Annotated in this window: 15 protein-coding genes; 3 read left to right on the forward strand and 12 right to left on the reverse strand. The window is 45.0% G+C overall.

Annotation, left to right across the window (positions count from 1 at the left end; all coding sequences use genetic code 11):
- Positions 1–79 precede the first annotated feature (79 nt).
- Entirely contained in the window at positions 80–1,324 is a 1,245-nt protein-coding gene (locus ACFWMP_RS07050) for an extracellular solute-binding protein (protein ID WP_339246106.1), read from the reverse strand.
- A 275-nt stretch (positions 1,325–1,599) separates the two neighbouring features.
- On the opposite strand from ACFWMP_RS07050, the gene ACFWMP_RS07055 reads away from it, so the two are divergent.
- The 3 genes from ACFWMP_RS07055 (at position 1,600) to ACFWMP_RS07065 (ending at position 8,802) form a co-directional block, all read left to right on the forward strand.
- Positions 1,600–2,505: an ArsR/SmtB family transcription factor gene (locus tag ACFWMP_RS07055; RefSeq protein ID WP_042186035.1), complete on the forward strand. Its 906-nt coding sequence runs from the start codon at positions 1,600–1,602 to the stop codon at positions 2,503–2,505.
- A gap of 461 nt (positions 2,506–2,966) precedes the next feature.
- A complete protein-coding gene (locus ACFWMP_RS07060) occupies positions 2,967–7,715 on the forward strand; it encodes a LamG-like jellyroll fold domain-containing protein (protein WP_379422715.1) in 4,749 nt (1,582 codons plus the stop codon).
- 172 nt (positions 7,716–7,887) lie between these two features.
- Positions 7,888–8,802, forward strand: coding sequence for an ArsR/SmtB family transcription factor (locus ACFWMP_RS07065; protein WP_379422717.1), 915 nt, complete (start codon positions 7,888–7,890; stop codon positions 8,800–8,802).
- Positions 8,803–8,846: 44 nt separating this feature from the next.
- On the opposite strand, the gene ACFWMP_RS07070 is transcribed toward ACFWMP_RS07065, so the two are convergent.
- The 11 genes from ACFWMP_RS07070 to ACFWMP_RS07120 form a co-directional block, all read right to left on the reverse strand.
- Positions 8,847–9,134 carry a hypothetical protein gene (locus ACFWMP_RS07070; RefSeq protein ID WP_042186032.1) on the reverse strand — a complete coding sequence of 96 codons (288 nt, stop codon included), beginning with the start codon at positions 9,132–9,134 and terminating at the stop codon, positions 8,847–8,849.
- Between the two features lie 12 nt (positions 9,135–9,146).
- The gene (locus tag ACFWMP_RS07075; protein ID WP_042186030.1) at positions 9,147–10,643 is read right to left on the reverse strand and encodes an alpha-N-arabinofuranosidase; all 1,497 of its coding nucleotides are present in this window, start codon (positions 10,641–10,643) and stop codon (positions 9,147–9,149) included.
- A gap of 107 nt (positions 10,644–10,750) precedes the next feature.
- Positions 10,751–11,458 carry a DUF421 domain-containing protein gene (locus ACFWMP_RS07080; protein WP_042186028.1) on the reverse strand — a complete coding sequence of 236 codons (708 nt, stop codon included), beginning with the start codon at positions 11,456–11,458 and terminating at the stop codon, positions 10,751–10,753.
- A 525-nt stretch (positions 11,459–11,983) separates the two neighbouring features.
- Positions 11,984–13,465, reverse strand: coding sequence for a sensor histidine kinase (locus tag ACFWMP_RS07085; RefSeq protein WP_379422720.1), 1,482 nt, complete (start codon positions 13,463–13,465; stop codon positions 11,984–11,986).
- Positions 13,432–14,118 (reverse strand): response regulator transcription factor, encoded by a 687-nt coding sequence (locus ACFWMP_RS07090; RefSeq protein WP_379422722.1) that lies wholly within the window; start codon positions 14,116–14,118, stop codon positions 13,432–13,434. The genes ACFWMP_RS07085 and ACFWMP_RS07090 overlap by 34 nt, the downstream gene beginning before the upstream one ends.
- Positions 14,119–14,256: 138 nt before the next feature.
- Entirely contained in the window at positions 14,257–15,612 is a 1,356-nt protein-coding gene (locus ACFWMP_RS07095) for an erythromycin esterase family protein (RefSeq protein ID WP_042186023.1), read from the reverse strand.
- Between the two features lie 108 nt (positions 15,613–15,720).
- Entirely contained in the window at positions 15,721–16,164 is a 444-nt protein-coding gene (gene lspA / locus ACFWMP_RS07100; protein ID WP_379422724.1) for a signal peptidase II, read from the reverse strand.
- 253 nt (positions 16,165–16,417) lie between these two features.
- A complete protein-coding gene (locus tag ACFWMP_RS07105) occupies positions 16,418–18,250 on the reverse strand; it encodes a glycoside hydrolase family 35 protein (RefSeq protein ID WP_379422726.1) in 1,833 nt (610 codons plus the stop codon).
- 24 nt (positions 18,251–18,274) lie between these two features.
- Positions 18,275–19,549: an alpha-L-fucosidase gene (locus ACFWMP_RS07110; RefSeq protein ID WP_379422728.1), complete on the reverse strand. Its 1,275-nt coding sequence runs from the start codon at positions 19,547–19,549 to the stop codon at positions 18,275–18,277.
- 117 nt (positions 19,550–19,666) lie between these two features.
- Positions 19,667–21,064: an ABC transporter substrate-binding protein gene (locus tag ACFWMP_RS07115; protein WP_341049438.1), complete on the reverse strand. Its 1,398-nt coding sequence runs from the start codon at positions 21,062–21,064 to the stop codon at positions 19,667–19,669.
- 143 nt (positions 21,065–21,207) lie between these two features.
- Positions 21,208–22,044 (reverse strand): carbohydrate ABC transporter permease, encoded by an 837-nt coding sequence (locus ACFWMP_RS07120; protein WP_042186014.1) that lies wholly within the window; start codon positions 22,042–22,044, stop codon positions 21,208–21,210.
- Between the last annotated feature and the right edge of the window lie 6 nt (positions 22,045–22,050).

The raw sequence follows: 22,050 nt of genomic DNA on the forward strand, positions 1-22,050 counted from the left end.
AGGATTTCATTTCTCCTTTTGCACAAAGTAATGCACCAATATACGGCACATTACTTCGTACAATCTATTCTATTTCGCTTTATTTCGCTGCACTGCTGCTTTCTGCGATCTTATCTTCTACAAACTTCTGCATGGTTGCCAAGGTCTCATCTAGATCAACGTTACCGCGAACGATATCTGCGCAATAAGTATCTACTGCTTCTGCAATGTATGGGTAGTACTCATATGTGTAAATGTAAAGGGATTCAATTTCTTTTTCATTAGAAGTAAAGAAGGATTGCATGTAGTTTTGGTATTCTGGACTTTGGTTAACTACGTTACTTGCGACGTTTTGACCAGCTTTTGCCCATTCCATTGAGTTTGTACGCACATATTCTAAGAAGTTAGCAATCCCTACTTCTTTTTCATCTGTTCTCTTATCGTTCTTAAGCATAGCGAACAAGTGAGAAGAAGATCTATTCGTGAATTTATCAGCGGTTGGAGAATAAATGTTAGTCACACCAAAGTTCAAGCCTTCAACTCCAGCATGTGCGGTAGAACTCCAAGTTCCGTCTGTGGAGAAGAGTACGTTTTGGGATTGGAACATCAAGTAACCGTCTTCACCAAATGGAGTCATCAAACCAGCATCAGCAATTTTCTTAACATCTTCAAAGGCTTGTTTAAATACTGGGGAGTTAACAGCCGGTTTGCCGTCCACCTGAATATCTCCGCCCAAGTTTTGAATTTGAGCCAGGATAACCCATCCGAGCAAGGCATCATTAACTACATAGTCACCTTCATCCAATTTACCTTGTAAGGAAAGCATTTCATCAATCGTAACAACGTTATCATCCAAGAAAGATTCAGCATTATATTTCTTGAGCAAATCTTTATTGTAATACATTACGTTACTGTGGATATCAAGAGGTACTGTGTATTGCGTTCCGTCGATGTTACCAGTGTTCCAAGCTTGTGGTAAGTAATTTTCAGCTTTTAGTTCAGGTTGTGCCGGCAATACAGTATCTTGCATAGGTTCTAAGACACCTTGCTTAACAAACCCAGGAACACGGTCAGCGTGGATAATTGCTAAATCAGGAACACCTTTGCTGGAAGCCAAAACGGTAGAAATTTTCGTGTACATATCAGCTGTAATAACGTGCTTCACTTTAATCTCTGGATTCGTTGCATTGTAGTCTTTAACGATTTGATCCATATAAGCACCATCATCACCAGTCAGCGGTGTCCAGAACGTAATCGTCTTACTATCATCTTTACCACCACATCCTGCTAACACTGTCGTTAACATTAGAACCGTTGCTAATACTACTCCAAATTTCTTTTTCATTACTCTCTCCCCCTGCAGCTGTAATGTTAAGATAATCATTCACATTAACTTTGTTGGAAACGATTAACTTAAACTTAGTATACAGTCGCTTTGAAAGCGTAGTCAATAACTTTTAAATAAACTTAATAGATTTTTTTAAAACTTAGTTAACCTTTTAGTTCATTAAGAGGAGATGAAAGCGATATATTATTTACTTCAGTTACCTTTCGTGTTACTTTATATAGAGATTAATAAACTTTACAGTATATGAAATTACTTTGAAAGAAGTGGATAAAATGCAATTGGAAATAGACAAGTCCTCTCTCGTTGTTTATGAAGCCTTGGCAAGTGAAGTACGAATAAAAATCATTCAGTTACTCTCCAAAAACAAGATGAACATCAAAGATTTGGCAGAAGAACTTAAAATAAGCAGTCCCATCGTAACAAAACACATTAAAAAGTTAGAAGATGCAGGAATCATAAAAACAGAAAAAGTTCCTGGTAAATCCGGAATGCAAAAAATCTCAATTCTTAGAGTCGACCATATTGAGATTAACTTTCCTAAAAAAATCTTTCATTCCTTTGCCTCCTATGAGACATCGGTGCCGATTGGTCATTATACGGATTATGATCTGAAGCCTACATGCGGACTTGCCACAGAGAAAGAGTTTATCGGCAGAGTAGACGAACCTAAGTATTTCATGGATTCTAAAAGAGTCGATGCAGAGATTCTATGGTTTACCCAAGGTTATGTTCAATACAACATTGCCAATTTTCTAAAAAAAGATGAAACCTTGCAGCAATTTGAAATTAGCTTAGAGCTTTCTTCCGAATTTCCATTTGCCAATGACGTATGGCCTTCAGACATCACCTTTTCATTGAACGGCTTGGAATTAGGTACTTGGACAAGCCCTGGAGATTTTGCTGATGCAAGAGGTAAATTCACACCTGAGTGGTGGCCGCACAATATTAACCAGTATGGATTACTAAAAACGATTAGAATTACTAATCACAATGGAACATACATTGACGGTGACCCCATGTCTTCCGTTTCGATTGAGGATTTAGATACGACCTGTGACCGATGGACTTTCCGGATCGAAGTGAAGGAAGATGCAAAACACGTCGGAGGCGCAACAATTTTCGGAAAAAAATTCGGAAATCATGATCAAGATATCATGTTCAAAATGTATTACCTTTAAAATCTTCTAGTATGCAAATGTATCAAGGTTGGTTCTTTCATGGGGGCGAACAACTAATTAGTATTTATTCTTCATTAGCCCCCCCTATCTGTACTGTGATATGAACCAGTTATCACTTTCCCCTATCCATCTCTTTATCGCCCACATTTCCCACCTTCTTTCACTTTCCACAACTCCAGTAGTAATCTGCAGTACTTTTCATACGCTATCCAAACCCAACTACCTTTTGTTAATAAAAATATAAATAGATTCATTGTTTCATAAATTTCTATTTGACTATATGCTAATATCATGCTTAAAATGAGATCAATATAAAACGTTTTCCACGATATGGTTTGTATAAACATAAAACAAATCCATTTTGATTTGTGAAAAACGTTTTTTTAGTAGCTCTATTGTAAGCGTTTTACATTTTTCGTACCGCCGCAATCTCTAATCAATAGAATCGGAGGATCATGAATTTGAGGAAAACAACTCGTAAGCTAACCGCTTCACTTCTTGCACTCACGCTGCTAGTACCTGCACCATTCATTTCAGCAGCTTCTGCAAGCGATTCCAAAACAATCCCACCATCCACGCAACAACAGGCTGTCGATTATTCAGGCCACTGGGCACAGAAAGATTTTCAATCCTGGGTGGATAAGGGCTTGATTTCAGGCTATGGAAATGGAATTTACAAACCTAATCAAGAGATCACCCGCGCGGAATGGGTCACATTGATCAATCGGGTCTTTAATTTGCAGGAAAAATCAGAAATCGCCTTCATGGATGTACTGGAGTCAGGTGCTTATTACAGCGATATCCAGAAAGCTTCGGCTGCAGGATATGTATCAGGATATAGCGATGGCACCTTCCGACCAACACAGGTAGTAAGTCGTCAAGAAGCCGCGGTTATGCTGCACAGACTATTCCAGCTCAATTCTTCTGCAAATACCTCTGCACCAAAAGATGTTGAAGATTTACCCTCATGGAGCCAAGAAGCTGTATTATCTTTATTTGGTGAAGGTTATTTGAATGGTTATAGTGACGGCAGCTTTAAAGGCGCAAAAGCCGTAACAAGAGCGGAAGCACTGCGTATGATTGAGAAGTTGGCCGGGGAAATCACTTCTAAGAGCGGGAGTTATACGGGGATTACCACTCAGAATATGGTAATTAGTAACCCGGGTGTTGAGTTGAACAACTCCACCATCTCCGGAAACCTGTACCTTACCGAAGGTATTGCAGAAGGTGATATCACGCTGAATAACGTCACTGTTAAAGGAACAATATTCGTATCCGGCGGCGGCGAAAATAGTATCGTACTTAGTAACTCTAATGCAGGTGACATGGTTGTAGATAAGCGTAATGGGAAACTCCGCGTCGTTACTAAAAGAACGAGTACCGTACCAAGTGTACGTGTACATTCCGGTGTAATGCTTGAGGAAGATACTACTTTGACGGGAGCAGGCTTCGGCCGGGTCGTTATAGAGAATACGCTCCCGAACGATTCAATCATCAGGCTGAGAGGAAATTTTGATTCTGCTGAGGTACGAGCGGTAGGAGTGCCTACACTACATCTAGCCGCAGGCAATATTACTGAAGTTACATTGAACCAATTAGCCAAGCTGCGTGTAGATGCTGGTGCAGCAATCAAGAATCTTATCCTTGGTATAAACGATATGATTACTATCCAAGGCACCGGGAAGGTTAGCTTTGACAGTAAATATAATAACTTAATCAAATTTGAAACACCTACTCCGACAGCTACGGCAACGTCTGGTTCTGGTAGTTCAGGTTCTGGTGGATCGGACGGCAGCGCTGTTGCTACACCTACTACTACCCCGGTTCCTACAGCTACAGCGACTCCTACTGCTACGCCGGGTCCGTCAGCAACGGCACCAGCACTCACCAATGTTTCTGTACATGATCCGTCAGTGGCTGTAGACAAAGGAACGTATTATGTATTCGGGTCTCATATCGATGCGGCCAAATCGGATGATCTGCTGAACTGGACTCGTTTCACAAATGGTTATACAACACCAGGCAACGTACTCTTTGGTGATCTTTCCGCGAATCTGGCAGAATCCTTTAAATGGGCTGGAGAGAACGATTCTGACAGTAAAGGCGGGTTCTCCATATGGGCTCCAGACGTTTTCTGGAATGAGGATTATAAGAATGCGGACGGAACCACTGGCGCTTACATGATGTATTACAGTGCTTCTTCCACTTACATCCGCTCAGCGATTGGCTTTGCCACTTCACAAAATATTGAAGGTCCTTATACCTATGGAAATACCGTAATTTATTCCGGCTTCACCAAGGAAGAAGATTACGATACTAACAGCAAAATTAACAAAAAATGGACAAACACAAATATTCAGAAGCTTATTGATAACGGAACACTAGAAGATGCCAACCCAGATTGGTTTGACGCAGGCGGTTCATATAAGAACAAAACGTATACAAACGCAATTGACCCGACGTTATTCTACGATAAAGACGGCAAGCTGTGGATGACTTATGGATCATGGTCAGGCGGTATATTTATTCTAGAAATAGATCCAACTACCGGCGAGCCAAAATATCCGGGTAAAGATGGAACGACCGCTGATGGACGTCTAATCGACCGGTATTTCGGTACCCATATTTCTGGCGGTATGACCAAATCGGGCGAAGGTCCGTATATCATTTACGACAAAAATACAGGTTACTACTTCTTATACGTAACTTATGGAGGACTTGCGTCCGACGGTGGTTACAATATGCGTCAATTCCGTTCAATGAATCCGGATGGTCCTTATGTGGATGCTGCCGGACAAAGTGCAGTGCTGGCAACGACCAATGATCATTCGGCCATTGGCAACAAAGTTCTTGGTAATTTCATGTTCACGAACGTGAATAGTGATCCAGACTTCCAAACTTACGGCTATGTTGCATCAGGCCATAATTCAGTCAATTATGATGAAGAGACGGGTAAAATATTCAACTTCTTCCACACTCGCTTCCCGCAGCGTGGTGAAACACATGAGCTTCGTGTGCATCAAATGTTCACCAACGAAGATGGATGGCCGCTCACTTCTCCTCATCGTTACACTGGTGAAACTATCGCAGCCGTTATGCAGGAAGATGTTATTGGAGCTTACCAGTTCGTGAATCACGGGAAAGATACTTCTGCTAAAATTAAATCCACAACAGCTATCGAACTGCGAAGTGATGGAACCATTACAGGGTCCGTAACCGGTTCTTGGGAGCTAAAAGGAGAGTATTACGCCGACCTGCTCATCAATGAAATAGAAAACGGAGCTGCTGTACAAAATCTCTACAAAGGTGTATTCGTAAAACAATGGGATTCCACTCGTCAGAGCAATGTTATGACTTTCACAGCCATGTCCAATAAGGGTGTTACCGTCTGGGGCAGCCAAATTGAACTGCTGAGCACAGATCAAATTGTATCCAATGTTAAAGATAGTTTAAGCTTGGGCAACACAAGTAAAGTATACAAAGATCTTACGCTCCCAACTGAGGACGTTAGAGGAACAGTCATTACGTGGTCGTCTTCCAATGAAGCCGTAGTAGGAAACGATGGTTCAGTTGTTCGTCCTGAAAAAGGACTCGGAAACGCAACGATTGAACTTACTGCTACGATTGCGCTGGGTGAGTCTACTGCAACTAAGACCTTTACTATCATTGTAATGGAACTGACTGGAAATATACTGGAAGACGGTTTGGTGGCAGCGTATGATTTTGAAGGAGATCTTTCAGAGAACGGAGATCGTACTGATAAGGGTACAATTACCGGCAATCGGATTAACAATACTGGTGGGAACATCACCTATGAGACAGGTGAAGTTGGTCTTGCAGCTAAATTCGACGGTAGCTCCGGTATTCGCCTACCAAATGGTTTGATTAAAGGCAACACCTACACAATAGGCATGTGGCTTAACCCACAAGAACTGACTCAATTCACTACAGCCTTCTTTGGTGCTACAACAGATACGAATTGGATTAGTCTCTTGCCTTATGGAAACGGTGGAGCTACTACCCGGATGTGGTTTGGTAGCCAAACCTTCCACGATGCAGAAGCAGGCATGCAGATTCCAGTTAACCAATGGTCGCATATAGCTTTCACTTACGATGCCGGGACTGTGAAGCTGTATGTGAACGGAGTATTGAAGTACACTGGAAAAGGATTTACGGATGTATTTAACAGTGCAGATGCAGTATTCGCCCTGGGTGTAAACTACTGGGATATCCCATACAAAGGTTTGATTGATAACCTGCGTATCTACGAAAGTGCACTTTCCGCTGAAGCTGTAGACTTGCTGGTAAACGGTGAGCCTGACAGTAATATTAAAGTAAGTACGATAACCATCCGTGATGCTGAAATGGATGTGGCTGTGGGGAATACCTTTACCCCTCAAGTAAAAGTACTTCCTACCAATGCCGGAAATAAGAAACTTACTTGGAGTTCTAGTGATCCTAGCGCCGTTACAGTTGATGCTACAACCGGAACCGTAACCGCACTAACGGTAGGTGGCGAAGCAGTGATTACAGCCACTGCGGCTGATGGCAGTGGTGTCTCAGCAGACTATAAGGTAAACGTTACGGATGGAAAAGTAGCCTATTATGCTTTTGATGGAAACCTTGATGACTCCCTCCAATTGGTCGGTACTGGACAGGTTACGGGAATAAAAATCGAGGCTCCAACTGTAGGTAACATCACTTACGGTAACGGTATCACTAATCAAGCAGCAGTATTTGACGGTGTTTCCGGAATCCGGTTACCTAATGGATTAATTGACAGCAATACCTATACCGTATCTATGTGGTTAAACCCTGAGCAGCTTACTGATGCAACAACAACCTTCTTCGGTGCTGCTTCGATAAACAGCTGGATTAGCTTCGTTCCACAGAACGGCGCAGGTAAAACACTGCTATGGTCTGGCGAGGCGTGGTATGATGCTGTTTCCGCTATGAAGATTCCAGAGAATAAATGGACGCATGTAGCATTTACGGTCAACAACGGTACCGTGAAGGTATACCTCGACGGAGTTGAGCAATTCTCCGGTGAGGGCTTCCCGAATGTGTTTAAGAACAAGAATGGTGTGTTCACTCTTGGTGTAAACTATTGGGACGTACCTTATAAGGGAATGATTGATGAACTGAAGATTTATAGCAGAGCACTCAAATCAGACGAAATACTGACTGAATATAACTCAAATGTAAATTAAGAGAATCATCATTTGGAAAGAGAGCGGAGCCTCAGGCTCCGTTCTTTTTATCTTAAATCACGCGATCAAAGTGAATGAGCGTCCATAAAATTTCTCACCTTCGTATTGTAAAACAAGCATTTAAATAATATAATCATTAACTATACGTCTTGAACTAAATTGGAGGCCATCTATGAAACTTGACCTGTCGGAAGAATCTCTTCCCGTCTACGAAGCTTTAGCCAGTTCAGTTCGTCTGCAGCTGCTGCGCTTGCTTGCCGAGAACCCAATGAATGTCAAGGAATTGGCCGCAGCGGTAAATTTGAGCAGCGCCATTATGACAATGCATGTGCGTAAGCTAGAAGCTGCAGGACTTATCCAGACACATATGGCACCTGGACGAAGTGGTCTGCAAAAGATCTGTACGCTGGCTGCTGAAAGTGCCGAGATCACCTTTCCAGGCAGACAAATTAATGAGCGCAAAAGCTACCGCAAGGAGATTCCTGTTGGGCATTATTCCGACTTCATGATCGAGCCTACCTGCGGTCTTGCCACTACAGAGCAAGTGATTGGCAGCTTTGATGATCCCCGTTATTTCTGGGATCTCGAGCGTATGAATGCTGGTATTCTCTGGTTCGGCAAAGGATATATCGAATATAAAATTCCTAACTTCCTTCTCTCCAGTCAACAGCCCGAGGAGCTAATCATTACGATGGAGATTGCCTCCGAAGCGCCTTCCATTAATAATAATTGGCCCTCCGACATCACTTTCACACTGAACGGAGTACAGCTTGGATTCTGGACAAGTCCTGGTGACTACGGAGATAGACGTGGTAAATACACGCCAGCTTGGTGGCCAGCACTCACGAATCAATACGGCCTTCTTAAGCAGCTGCGCATTACATCTAAAGGCACGTTTATGGACGGCCTGAAACTGTCCGACGTTACGCTGGATCAAGTGAACATTCGCAACAAGCAATGGACTTTCAAGCTTTCCGTCGATGAAGAGGCCGAGCATATTGGCGGCATTACTCTTTTTGGCAAAGGCTTTGGCAACTATAATGATGATCTAATCGTTGAGCTGTTCTACACAGATACCCATGAATAAAGCCGCATTCATCTCCCGTTGGAGAGTCGAATGCGGCTCTTATTTTACCTTATTTCATGTTCAATGAAGGGTCCCCATAATCCGCCACCAGGCAGTGGACAGCCACGTTCCTTAAGCTTAGCTACAACAGGAATAATGCATCCACAAGCTACGCAAGTCACACTCTCATGCAGCTTAGGACAAGTCCCGCAAAGAGAAATCCGTTCAGCATAAACCTCATCTGGAACACAAAGCTCTGTCTTAAACATGGATGATGACAGGATACGCTCTATCTGTGCATCGGTAACCTTATAATCGTCACGACACCCCTTGCATGCAGATGTTGTTGACATGATAACACCACCTTATGCCTTCGGCGTAATCTCCAGCACAGTTACTGACATTGGAGCCAGCTCTACATTAAGAAGATCACCTTCAAGTGTAAAGGCTGTAAAAGCTTGCGGTACGACAGCATCTGGCTGACTAAATGTATTATGAGCATCTATCTTGTTACCTGTGAGCGTAGTGCCTGTCACTTCAACCTTCTGCCCGGAAAGGCCACGCAGCTCGAGGGGTACAGTAGCTGATGCAGCGTGATTCAAGTTGCAAAGACTGACATGAATGATCCCAGCGTCTGTTACGGAAGCTGAAGCAGATACTTCAGGAATCTCGCTGCCCTCAAAGCTGTAAGTCCCACTATCGATTGTTAAATCCAACAATTCAGCATCCTGATGGACTTTAAACATATTGAATACATGATAGGTAGGCGTTAGCAGCATTTTTTCTCCTTCGGTTAAAATCACTGCTTGAAGCACGTTAATGGTCTGCGCAATATTTGCCATCCGTACCCGGTCACTGTGTTTATGGAAAATATTCAGGGTTACGCCAGCTACAAGGGCATCCCGAATTGTATTTTGTTGATATAGGAATCCTGGATTCGTACCCGGCTCAACATCATACCAAGTTCCCCATTCGTCGACGATAAGGCCTACTCTTTTATCTGGGTCATATTTGTCCATAATAACGCCATGTTTAGTAATCAGCTCATCCATGCGAAGGGCCTTCTCTAAAGTGCTAAACCATTCACTAGTTTCAAAGCCTGTTGCTGCCCCTTTATTCTCCCATGCTGGACCAGGAATCGTATAATAATGAAGAGTAATCGAGTCCATAAAGCGTGTAGCTTCACGCATTAAAACTTCCATCCAGTGATAATCATCCACGTTAGGACCACAAGCGATCCGGTGAATACGATTCTCCCCGTAATTACGTACATACGTCTGATATTGGCGATAAAGATCTGCATAATATTCTGGACGCATATTCCCGCCGCAGCCCCAATTCTCATTACCAACGCCAAAATAAGTGACAGCCCAAGGCTCTTGATGACCGTTCTGCTGGCGAAGCTCAGACATCGGAGAGACACCGCCAAAGGTTAGATATTCTACCCATTCGGACATCTCTTGAACCGTACCACTTCCCACATTACCATTGATATAAGGTTCACATTCCAGCATCTCACATAATTCCATAAATTCATGTGTACCAAAATGGTTGTTCTCAACCGTGCCGCCCCAATGCGTATTGATCATACGTTTACGAGCTTCGCGATCACCAATACCATCTTTCCAATGATATTCATCTGCAAAACATCCACCCGGCCAGCGAAGTACTGGAATTTGTATTTCTTTAAGCGCTTTCACAACATCATTACGAATACCGTTAGTGTTAGGAATCGGTGAATCTTCTCCGACCCAAATGCCTTCATAAATACAACGTCCTAGATGCTCAGAGAAGTGTCCATAAATATTTTTGTTTATCGTACCTTTACGAATGTCTGTGTTAAGGATTGCGCGATCTGCCATGAATAAACTCCGCCCTTCAACATTTATATTTTTATTAACTAATTAATAATTATACAAATATTATAGAGCGGTCCTCAGCGATCCGTCAATCTCCAATATGAATGAATCTATTCTTTATCAATCGGTTTGTTTATCCCGTCTTCATAATAATCAAAAACGAGCTGCCGCTGCGTTCCTCTTACCCCGTAAAATACGTCGGAGATCCGTTTCCCCTTCCGTCTTAATTCGTTCTCCAGCCATTCTTTGGTCAGTCCATTATTCTCAAGATTCTCTTCAATGAGGACGCCATCCATAATTAACTCAACGGGAAAGCTCTGAGGAACCGAAAGAAGCTTCAAATCTTTTCGAGTAACATATTGATACTCTTGTTTCTTTAAGACGGATACCATTCCGTTATCTTCTAATACGGCATACTCTACTACCTCCAGATTAAAAATTTCTTTTTCCCTCAGTGCCTGATCCAAGGAGTCTAGCGAATACCTTACCTTTTTCATATTCCCTTCAAGAATTTTCCCGTTTTCAATAAGTACCGTAGGTGATCCTGAGATCCAGCTTCTCATTCTACGACTCTTTATAGCGATGATAGATAGTAGAAAAGACGTAGCAGTGATAACAATGAGCGCCACGATCATATATGACGACTTCAGGTCTTTATTAAAAGCCAGGTTTGCCGCAAGCGATCCTAATATAATGCCTGTCACGAAATCATGAAACGTCAAATTAGAAATCGTTTGTTTACCCAATATCTTAGCTATCACTAGCAGCATGATCATAGCGACCACAGTACGAAGAACAATATCCATATGCGCCTGCATCTCTAATGCTCCTTTCTATTCAATCCCCTATTATTCACAAACCAAGGTGAAATGAAACGTCATTACAATCGGTTTAATTTTAAGAGGTCATCCGGAGACTTCTATAAACGTCAAAAGGGCTCTGGAATGGTTCTACTGAACCGTCCCAAAGCCCTAGCTACGAATGCTTATTTTTCAGTCTTGATTGCAAGCAGATTGTGCAGAATCATTGCGCTTTCAGCTCGAGTTGCTGAGCCTCCCGGATCGAATTGCCTGTCACTTCGACCCGGGATAAGTCCAAGGGCTTGAGATTGACCGAACTATAATTGACTGCAGCTTTCGATTCTCCATTGACATACGCATCTTCAGAAACATACAGCTTCGTCTGGTTCCGAATCGGAAGGCTCGGTGCAGTACCATCCCGATCATTACCGCCATGTGACCGTACAGTTCATCTATCGACGGGATCATTTCAAGACAAGCGCGTTCCATAAATTTATCGAATTATTGCAGCAAAAACCCTGAAGACTCGTATGATGAGTTTCTTCAGGCTTTTTTACATGGCACCGTTATGATCACCTGTGCGCCGCCTTCGACACGGTTTCCTGCTTCGATATGCCCTCCGTGCTTTGTAATGAGCAACTGTGCTGTATACAATCCAAGCCCGGAATGACCTTTGTCTAGAGATCTAGACGGATCCCCCGTGTAGAATTTATCGAACATCCGCCGCAAATCAAGAGCGCTGAACCCCTTCCCCGTATCCGTCATGTCAAAGGTAATCTGCGTCTCCTCTACGATGACCGTCCACTCGATCCTTCCCTCCACTGGCGTAAATCGCAAGCTATTGGTAATCACGTTATCGAATACTTGCTCCAACCGTGATGTATCCACAAGAAACTGCTGTTCTTGGTCGCATCGCCTATTCACATAAGAGAAGTCAAAAGCAATCCACTTCTCACGGCATAACAATGCGTATTCATCTTTTTTCCGCTCACAGAAGGCGAGTAAATCCGCTCTCGTATACTGGAGGACAAAATCAGGCGTGTCGATTTTATTCATGAACAGCAATTCCGTCAGCATTTTGTCCGCACGCTGCGTACTGTTCTGAATGGTTAACAAGTACTTCTCCAGCCGTTCGGGACGGCGTGCACCGCTCTCGATTAAATTGTCTACATGACCTTGAATGATCGTCAGCGGCGTCCGCAAATCATGGGCAATCGCAGAGATCATGTCGCGTCTCTCCTGCTCCAGCTTCCACTCCCACTTCAAGGATTGCTCCAGCGCGATCCGCATCTCTTCGAAGGCATCGGAGAGCTCGATCAGCTCCTTCGACCCACCTGCTCCTGCGACGGAGAAATTCAGGTCATTTTGCTGGATTCGTCTAGCTCCCCCGATGATCCGTGCGATCGACGGTTCGAGCCGTTTACCCAATTTTCTCGCGAAAATAAAAGAGAACAAGACGATGAAGAAGAACGGTGCGATCAAACTGCACAAAATAAGCATAACGAGCAGCCCGTTTCCAGGGTTGTTGGAGGATACACTTAAACTGTATCGTAGCACCAGCATCCCCTTTAATTTTTTCTGCGAATCAAGGATCGGGTGGTAATTGATATATTTCCCGCCCTGTTTCTCGCTACGGTTCAGCTTGCTTAGCACATCCTCCGGGCTGTTGACGAAAGTCTGCCCCTTCCAGCCGTAGACGATTTGCCCCTTCAGATTCACGATTTGATACTGCATGCCTTTCGTCAGAATAACATGTTCCAACGCATTCTGCTTTGAAGGAGATAATAAGGCGTCTTTTTGCTGATCTACATAACCTAGAATCTGGGGAATTTGCTGCTCATAATAGTTGGCTGGTAGAATGCTCTTGTCCGTTTGATTAATCAAAACATAAAGCGTACCGCCCCAAACCAGCATCGAGCCGATGAAGCTATAGAAAAGAACGAGTGTAAATGCGCCCATAAACTGTCTGCGCAGCGGTTTTCGACTTGCCTTTACTTCCTTTCGAATCTGTACCCTACCCCCCATACCGTTGTAACAAAGGTCTTCTCCGGTGCTGCGCACGTCAGCTTCGCCCGGATATTTTTGATATGTTCGGTAATTGTGGCTGCTTCTCCCTCCGCATCGAATCCCCAGATCTTCTCATAGATTTGTTCCCGCGAGAATACTTGATTCGGATGCATGAAGAGAAGCCGGAACAATTCGAACTCCCGGCTGGTCAGCGGAATCGGAAGGTTCTGGTAGAATACCTGATGGCTGTCCAGATCCATCGTGAGATCGCCATGGTGCAGCAGCTTCGGTTGATGATCAAGATGGCTCCGCTGCTCCCGACGAAGATGCGCTCTTATTCTCGCCTTCAATTCTTGCATGCTAAAAGGCTTCACGATATAGTCATCGCCACCGACGGCGAGTCCTTGGATCCGATCCGCTTCATTGGAGCGCGCGCTTAAGAACAGAATCGGACACGAGACCCGGTCACGTATCGCTTGGCATACTTCGAGCCCATCGAGATGCGGCATCATAATATCCAGGATGATTAAGTCGGGCGTCTCTCCCAGTCGATCGAACACTTCCTTGCCGTCATAAGCCACTGATACCTCATACCCATCATCCTGAAGCGCATCGCGCATAAATCCGACGATTTCTCGCTCATCATCGGCGATTAATATCTTTTCTCTCATCTCTTGAATTTCCTTTCGCGTCTATCAATCTAGCAGCTTTATCCCCTCATTGTACCTTCTTGTGCGCCAAAAATCCCCTGCAGCGGCACACACAGTGTTCACGACAGGGGAACAATTAAATTTCCAGGTATAACTGAGTTAGAGCTTCGTTGTCGGTTCTTTGACTTTATCGAAGACGATGATCCCGTCATATTGCTCTTTTGGAATGAATCGCATCGACATCGGCATAATGATCTCGGACGTCATGCCATCCTCGGCTGCATAGATCGGTTTGAACATCCAAGCATTATTTTTGTTCGGAGACTTGTGCTTGGATAGATCCGCAAACGCAATCTTATAACCGCTCTGCATCATCAGTTGTTCCAGACTCCCCTTCGGCATCGGCTGAATATCGAAGATCTTCTGTGTCGTAATCGTGCTCGCCTTACCGCTGTTCATGTACAGACCCAACACGTAGACCTTATCCTTTAGCTTCTTATGTAGCAATTCTCCCATACTTGTAAAGCTGTTAATCCATTTCCCTTGTTCTTTCGTTTCGATTTTGGACGTATTCTTCGCCAGATGATCGTTATGCGCCCATAAAATCACTTTCTTGCCGGGATACATCACCTTCATTAACCACTCCACGTTGTCAGCCATGATTCGATCACGGAATTCATAGCTTTCCTTCGTATCGTACATCCCCATCTCGATGAATTTGACCCGATCCTCCAACGTCTTGACAGCGATATCCACCATCCGCGGGTTCGTAGGGTAGGCGGCTGCAAGTTGTTCTTTGTTCTCTTGGATGAATTGGATCAACGCCTTGTATTTCGGTTCGTACGCATTCTTCACCTTCTTGATTTCTGCTTTCGCCTCCGGATGACTATCGTCCATGCCATATTGGTTGAGCACCTTATAGAAATCCGTCATCGCTTGCATTTCGAAGTTGAAATAATTCTCGCCCTGATCCTTGTCTACCTTGGCAATCCAACCGGCAATAAATTGCGTTAAGTACCCTGATGTGAACTGCATGTCATAACCTGCTAGATATAAGGGATCGTTCGTCCCTTGCTTCTTCTTGATGTAATCGAATAAATTCAGAGTCTCCTTGGAATGCCAGATGGGAAAAATTGAACGTTCCATCATTTGTTGCGATGTCCATGTTCCTGCATTATCGTACGTCATGAATGAATCCCCAAGGCCCGACTCAAATGCAATCACGTCAAAATCCAGCTCTTCGTGTAAATATTTGATCAACCTTGTCTTCATGCTGCTGTATTCTGCGACACGGTGAAAGTTCTCGCCAAGGCTAATGACCGTCTTATCTTTCAAGATCGGCTTCAGAAACGCTAAATCTTTATAGTCCGATGACGTCAAAGATTTAATCTCTTGAATATTCTCCTTCGACCCCGTAATTTCCTGCGCGGTCGCCGAGGCGCTCACTGGCGATAGTAATAGTGAAAATGCTAGGCCCAGGGAAATGATACCTGTTAATCGTTTCGTTGCTTGCATGTTGAATGTTCTCCTCCTTCGAAATCTGTTATTACGTCGTTCTCTTACCATGCAGAGACATCGTAACAGGAACTTCTAAGGAATCTATAAAGATAAGAGAATAATTCCTCAATGCGCGTGCCAGAACCGCTTCTTCACGAATCTCACTGCCATATTTAAGACGAGCATGATCATCCCGATGTTGATCGCATAATCCGCTAAATTGAGAATGCCTCTCCCCGATCTAGACATGATAAAATCCGTGACCTGCCCGAACACCAGTCGATCAATCCCGTTGCCAACCGCACCGCCGACCAAGAAACCAGCGATCATATCCGCCAATCGGCCTTTCCAGGCACCCATTCTGCGATAATAGAACACACTGATGACGAACAAGATGGCGATCACCCCGAATAACCACGCATAACCTTGGAATAAACTGAAAGCCATCCCGCTATTCTCATAATGTGTAATCTCCCATCGTCCGAAGAACAAGCTATCTCCGATATCCAGGTTCATCCGAATCCAAATTTTCGAGACCTGATCGATCAAGATCACGACCATCGCGATCATACAAAACCACATAGCGACACCCACTTTCTTCTCAGCCTATGAACAACCATGTAACTCCCTTGTGCTCATCATACTACAAAACCATGTGGCATCGAAAAATAAAGGCACGCCCGAAGGAGTGCCTTTCAGGTATCCTTATATTGACTGCTCGTCTTCATTTTTTTGTAAAATAATGAAAGAAAACGCAGGTTTCTTGTGTCTAATAACTGAGAGGATAGGGGAATGATTTCTATGACGGCAACGCTAAAAAAGTCTACAAGTTATCTTCCTGCACAAAATTCAGCACGGCATCGTCGACGGCCGAAGTTCTTCCCAGATCAGGGCAATTCACAAGCTCAATTTCGCAAGTCTCCGCACAGCCGTGCAGCTCCAAAAGAACCAGTTCATTACGACCTTTGCGCAGCAATGGACCGGGGATGTATAGGGCCCTTTGCGGTCCTGCGTTCCAGTAGCGGCCCAGATTAAATCCGTTGATCCAGGCAACCCCTTTATTCCATCCATCGAACCGTAGAAAAGTATCGCCAATTTCCTCCGCCTCAAAGCAGCCCCGATAGAATCCGGGCAAACCTGAAGGTGCCGCAGCTTCTTGCTTCTCCACCGTCTGCTCCTTGTACTCAAGTGAAGCCAGCGTTCCCGGTTCTAACGGAAGTGTACGGATCGTCCAGTTATATTGCAGCTGGTTATCGATTCGAACACCGTCCAGAATTCCTTTCGGATCACGAATGAGCGGCCCATAATTAATCCGACCCATATTCTCGACGAGAATATCCAGCTGCGCTCCTCCGGCAGGAATGGAAAGTTCAAGTGGCTGCGGATTCCAGCGTTCAATGACCCCAAGTACCTGTCCATCCAGGAAGACCTGCGCCCGATCACGCACACCCTCGATGTAAAGCTTCTGCCTGGTCCGTGGTCCCTGCACATAAGTGCTGTACAATATAAAACCATAGGATTGTCCGAGCTTTTCCATCGGCTGCACACACACACTGTTCACCGGCTCGGATAACTTCTCCAGATTGGAGGCTGTGAATAGTTCCGCTCTTTCCATCAAGGCAACTTTCCCGTAGGAGATCTTCGGAATCGGCTCAGGGAGCGGACAAGTCGGTGCAAATCCATGTTTGCCCAGTACCGACCGAACAGCTTCAAATTTCGTCGTCGTATCTCCCCATTCCGTGAGCGGGGCATCATAATCATAGCTTGTAGTCGTCGGCTCGTAGGCGACGATATGATTCGCCCCATTATAGAAGCCAAAATTGGTCCCGCCGTGGAACATGTACATATTTAGTGAGGAGCCATGCGTCAGGATATCATCCAGAACGCCAGCTACATCTTCGGCATCGCGCACATGATGATCCTCCATCCAATGATCAAACCAGCCGTTCCAATATTCCATCACCATCAGCGGCTCTTCAGACCGGTACTCCCGGTATTTGCGGAAGGATTCCTCTGCACAGGAGCCAAAATTAACTGTAGCATGCACATCTTCCAGAGTTCCACCGAGCAACATTTCATCGGTTGGTCCGTCGGAGGTAAAGAGCAACACATCGACCCCTCTGCTGAGGAGTCCATTACGCATATATCTCAGGTAACTACTGTCATTGCCATAGCTGCCATATTCGTTCTCTACCTGGACGGCCAGAATCGGCCCGCCATGTGTGGACAGTAGCGGAACCAGCCGAGGAATCAGCTCATCGTAATACCGGTCCACCTTGCTTAAATAAAGAGGATCACAGCAGCGAAGCTGAAGTTCACTGTAAGCCAGCAGCCAGGCCGGCAGACCACCGAATTCCCATTCGGCACAAATGAATGGACTCGGTCTGACAATAATATGAAGCCCAAGCTCTCCGGCCAGTTCAATAAAAGAGACCACATCGGCCATGCCATCAAATACGAACTCCCCTTCCTTGGGTTCATGCATATTCCAGGCGACATAGGTCTCCACGGTATTGAATCCGCAGGCTTTCAATTTCAGTAGCCGATCTTTCCAGTATTCAGGCACAACCCGAAAATAATGAATGGCTCCCGATACGATCCGGTAAGGCTGTCCGTCCAGCAAATATTGTCCGTCGTTCCAAGTGAGTAGGCTCATTATCGACGACCTCCTTTTTAGCATTTATTCTAACGATTCCCCACAGTGGTAGACGGCAAGCCGTCTAATCTTAGGGCTTGCGGCAGCTACTGGCACCCGTAGTCGTATCTTCTCTGCGCATACCGGAGGGAAGGCGTCGATTTTCTTATGGCCAATCGCGCTGCCACGTTTCAACTCCAGCCACGCTCCGTCACTGAATGCTTCCAGCACATATTCGCTCACTCTTTCGCCATAAGCGATGTCCTCCATAATCTCGGCGTGGTCAATCACAGTAGCTACAGGAAATTCCAGCTCAATAAGATCTCCAGTGCCCGCCGTTACGGCTAGTGCCTTTCCGAATCTACGTTGAATCTCCTTACCGAATTCCAGCAGACGCTGCACATCGGCCTCTGGAAACAGCCCGTGGTTGTCAGGCGCCACATTGAGCAGCAAAGTCGCCCCATGCCCAACCGAACGATAATAAATATCCATTAGCTGCTCCAGAGACAGCAGCAGATGCTCTTCCTGAGGATGCCAGAACCAGCGGTCTTTACGGATGGGCACATCACATTCCGCAGGCACCCAGCTCGGTGTTCCGGGAAGCCAGTTCAATGAAGCTTCACTGAACATGCTACCTCGAGCGGAATCCGCAGTGTTCCAGCATGGATAAGGAGCAACGCCATCCTCATTGCCAACCCAGCGAATCGTTGGTGCCCCCATATTAAACACCATGGCGCTTGGCTGATGGAGCTTAATCAGATCCATAATCCGCCGCCAATCGTAATTACGGCCTTCAGATCCTGCGCCGTCGAACCAAATCTCCGTAAGTGGGCCGTAGCCCGTAAGGAGCTCCTGCAATTGCAAGCAATAGAAATCATCATATGCTTGCGGATCCGCATAACATGGCTCATGTCTGTCCCATGGAGACAAATAAATGCCGAAGCCTAGTCCAAATTCACGGCAAGCCTCCTCGCACTCCTTGACAACATCGCCTCGCCCTTCTTTCCATGGGCTGGAGGCAACAGAATAAGTACTCGTTGCAGTCGGCCACAGGCAGAAGCCATCATGATGCTTAGCGGTCAGTATAAAATAACGGAATCCAGCTTCTTTAGCTGCACTAACCCATTGGCGTGCATCCAGATGAAGCGGGTTAAAGACCGTAGGTGAATCGCTACCTTCTCCCCACTCCTGATCGCAAAATGTGTTCATTCCAAAATGGCAGAACATCCCCAGCTCCAGATTCTGCCACTCCATCTGTTCCTTAGAAGGCAAAGCTACTTGCTCTTCGGACTTGTTCTTTGAAGAAATGCTTTCCATCATTTTTATACTCTCCCGTATATTTGTGTAAGCCCAATGTATAAATAAGGGCTTTGGAAAGCCGGTTGATGACCTTCCAAAGCCCCGTCCCCAACTTGGGATACCTCGCTTATTGCCTATTTACTTGATGACACCTTTTTCGTTGATAATTTTCGTTGCTTCACCAACCATCCATTGCTGCACCTTATCAATCGATTCATTTCCAAGCATGAATCTGCTGAAGCCGTCATCGATAATTTTGGTCAATTCGGAAGTTGCCGTCGTCATCACCTGCGCACCGTCAAGGAACTGAATTTCATTATCGAAAAGTGTGTATTTGAGTGAATCCATATCATACATATCTTCTTTGCCAGCGACCAATTTGGTCAGCAAGGTCTCATTGTCAGCTTTTTTATATCCGGAGAATTCCAGTCTGTTATCACTAACAGCCGTCGACATAAATCTCATCAATTTGAAGGAAGCCTCTTTGTTCTTTGAAGTTGCGCCCATCGCCAGCATGTTGCCGCTGGTGAAGTATTTGCCTTCATAGTCTTTCGGTTCCGATCCTGCAGGAGGCACCGGTACCGGAGCAAAGGCTGTCTTGAATTCATGCGGATACTGCTCGGTGTTACCTGGATCAGCAATCGTCCAGTTGCCAGCCAAGATCATAGCAGCTTCTTCATTGAAGAATTCGGTACGATAGTTAAGCTTAGCGGCAAGAGCGTCTGCATAAGATTTCGCAGATTTATCAGCAGACTCCATATCTTTACGCAGCTGGAAAAAATACTTATATGTCGGATCCGCGAAGATCGTCGTCCCGTCATCATATACGAACGGGTCTTTCATCATCGTTTGAGCTGGAGCGTTCATGTACAATTCCCAGGTGTGGAAATATGTGCCGTAACGTTTGTCCACGCCTTCGCCTTTGGTCAGTTTTTTGGCATAGTCGCGGTAGTCATCCCATGTCCAGCCAAAAGTAGGTACAGGCAGACCCGCTTCGTCCAGTGCATCTTTGTTCAGCATCACGTAGTTGCTGCTCTTCGTATATTGCAACCCATAATAGTTGTTGTCGACCTTAGCATTCACATAATATTCATCCTCAGGAACGAGGTTATCTTTCTCATAGAATTCATTCAGCGGGGCAAGTGCTCCCCGAGTCGCCCGTTCAAGCACGCCTCCCAAGCTTGGCACCTGAACAACATCAATCGCTTCGCCGGAAGAAATCAGGAAGTCGAGTTTCTTCAGCATCTCCACAGAATCACCGGGAACGAGTGTCACATGCTCTACCTTGATGCCTGGGTTCTGATCCATAAATTCCTGCAGCATAGCATCGGTACCAGCCGACTGGGCTTCATTATCCCAGTTGTAATACTTGATGGCCACTTGCTTGTCCACCTTGGTGTTCCCGGCATTCGTACCAGCTTCAGCATTCCCATTCTTTTCCGAGTTTCCGGAATTTCCACAGGCGCTTAGCGTTAAGGAAACCGCCAGCATGGAGCCCAGTACAACGGATAATCTTTTTTTGCTCTTTGTTTTCATTTTACTTCCCCCCGCACTGAATTTTAAGTATAGTGCCTTGTTCATTTCTTATTATAGGCATCCGCTTTAGTCGCCAAGTGCACAATTTTGCTGTTGTAGGATCACATTTTTGACTTTTACTATCTATCGTGTACACCCGCAGGTCAGCCCTTTACGCCGCCAAGGGAGATTCCGTTAATGACTTGCTTTTGCAGGGCAATGAACACGATGACGAGCGGGATGATCGCCGAAACAGCTGCCGTCATCATAATCGCATAGTTGTTCGAATAATCGTCCCGGAACAGTGTCATACCGAGTGGAATAGTGTACAAATTCTTATTTAGTAAGAAGATCAGCGGATTCTGGTAATCATTCCAGGTCCAGATAAATTTGATGATCGCCACCGTAGCGAGCACCGGCTTGCAGAGCGGAATAATGATAGACCAGAATATCCGTAAATGGCCTGCACCGTCAATTCGTGCCGCTTCAATGTATTCGTCGCTGACACCAATCATAAATTGCCGCAGCAGGAACGTGAAGTAGATGGAGAACATACTCATTAATATGATTGCAGCATGAGTATCATAAAGACCGAACCAGCGAATCAGCAGAAAGCGCGGAATCAGTGTGGCCTGGTCAGGTATAATCATGAACGACAGCAGCGCCAGAAACACCATATTTCGTCCTTTGAACTTGATTTTGGTCAAGGCGTACGCCGACATAGATGAAATGATAAGTGTAATTAAGGTTGTAATAATCGCAACTTTAAAGGAATTTAAATAGAAATGAGAAAAAGGTACTCGTCCCATCCAAACCATCTTGAAATTATACGCTACATTGATCTTCTCGGGAATCCATTGGATCGGGAAGCGCATAACATCTTTCTCATATTTAAAGGCTGCGGAAATCATCCAGATCAGAGGAATAAGAAATACAATGGACAAAGCCCCCATGATGCAGGTAGTGATCACTCTGGACATATTTTTTCTAATCAGTTGCATGTTAAT

This window comes from Paenibacillus sp. NPDC058367, from assembly GCF_042723305.1.
Lineage (GTDB): Bacteria > Bacillota > Bacilli > Paenibacillales > Paenibacillaceae > Paenibacillus_AQ.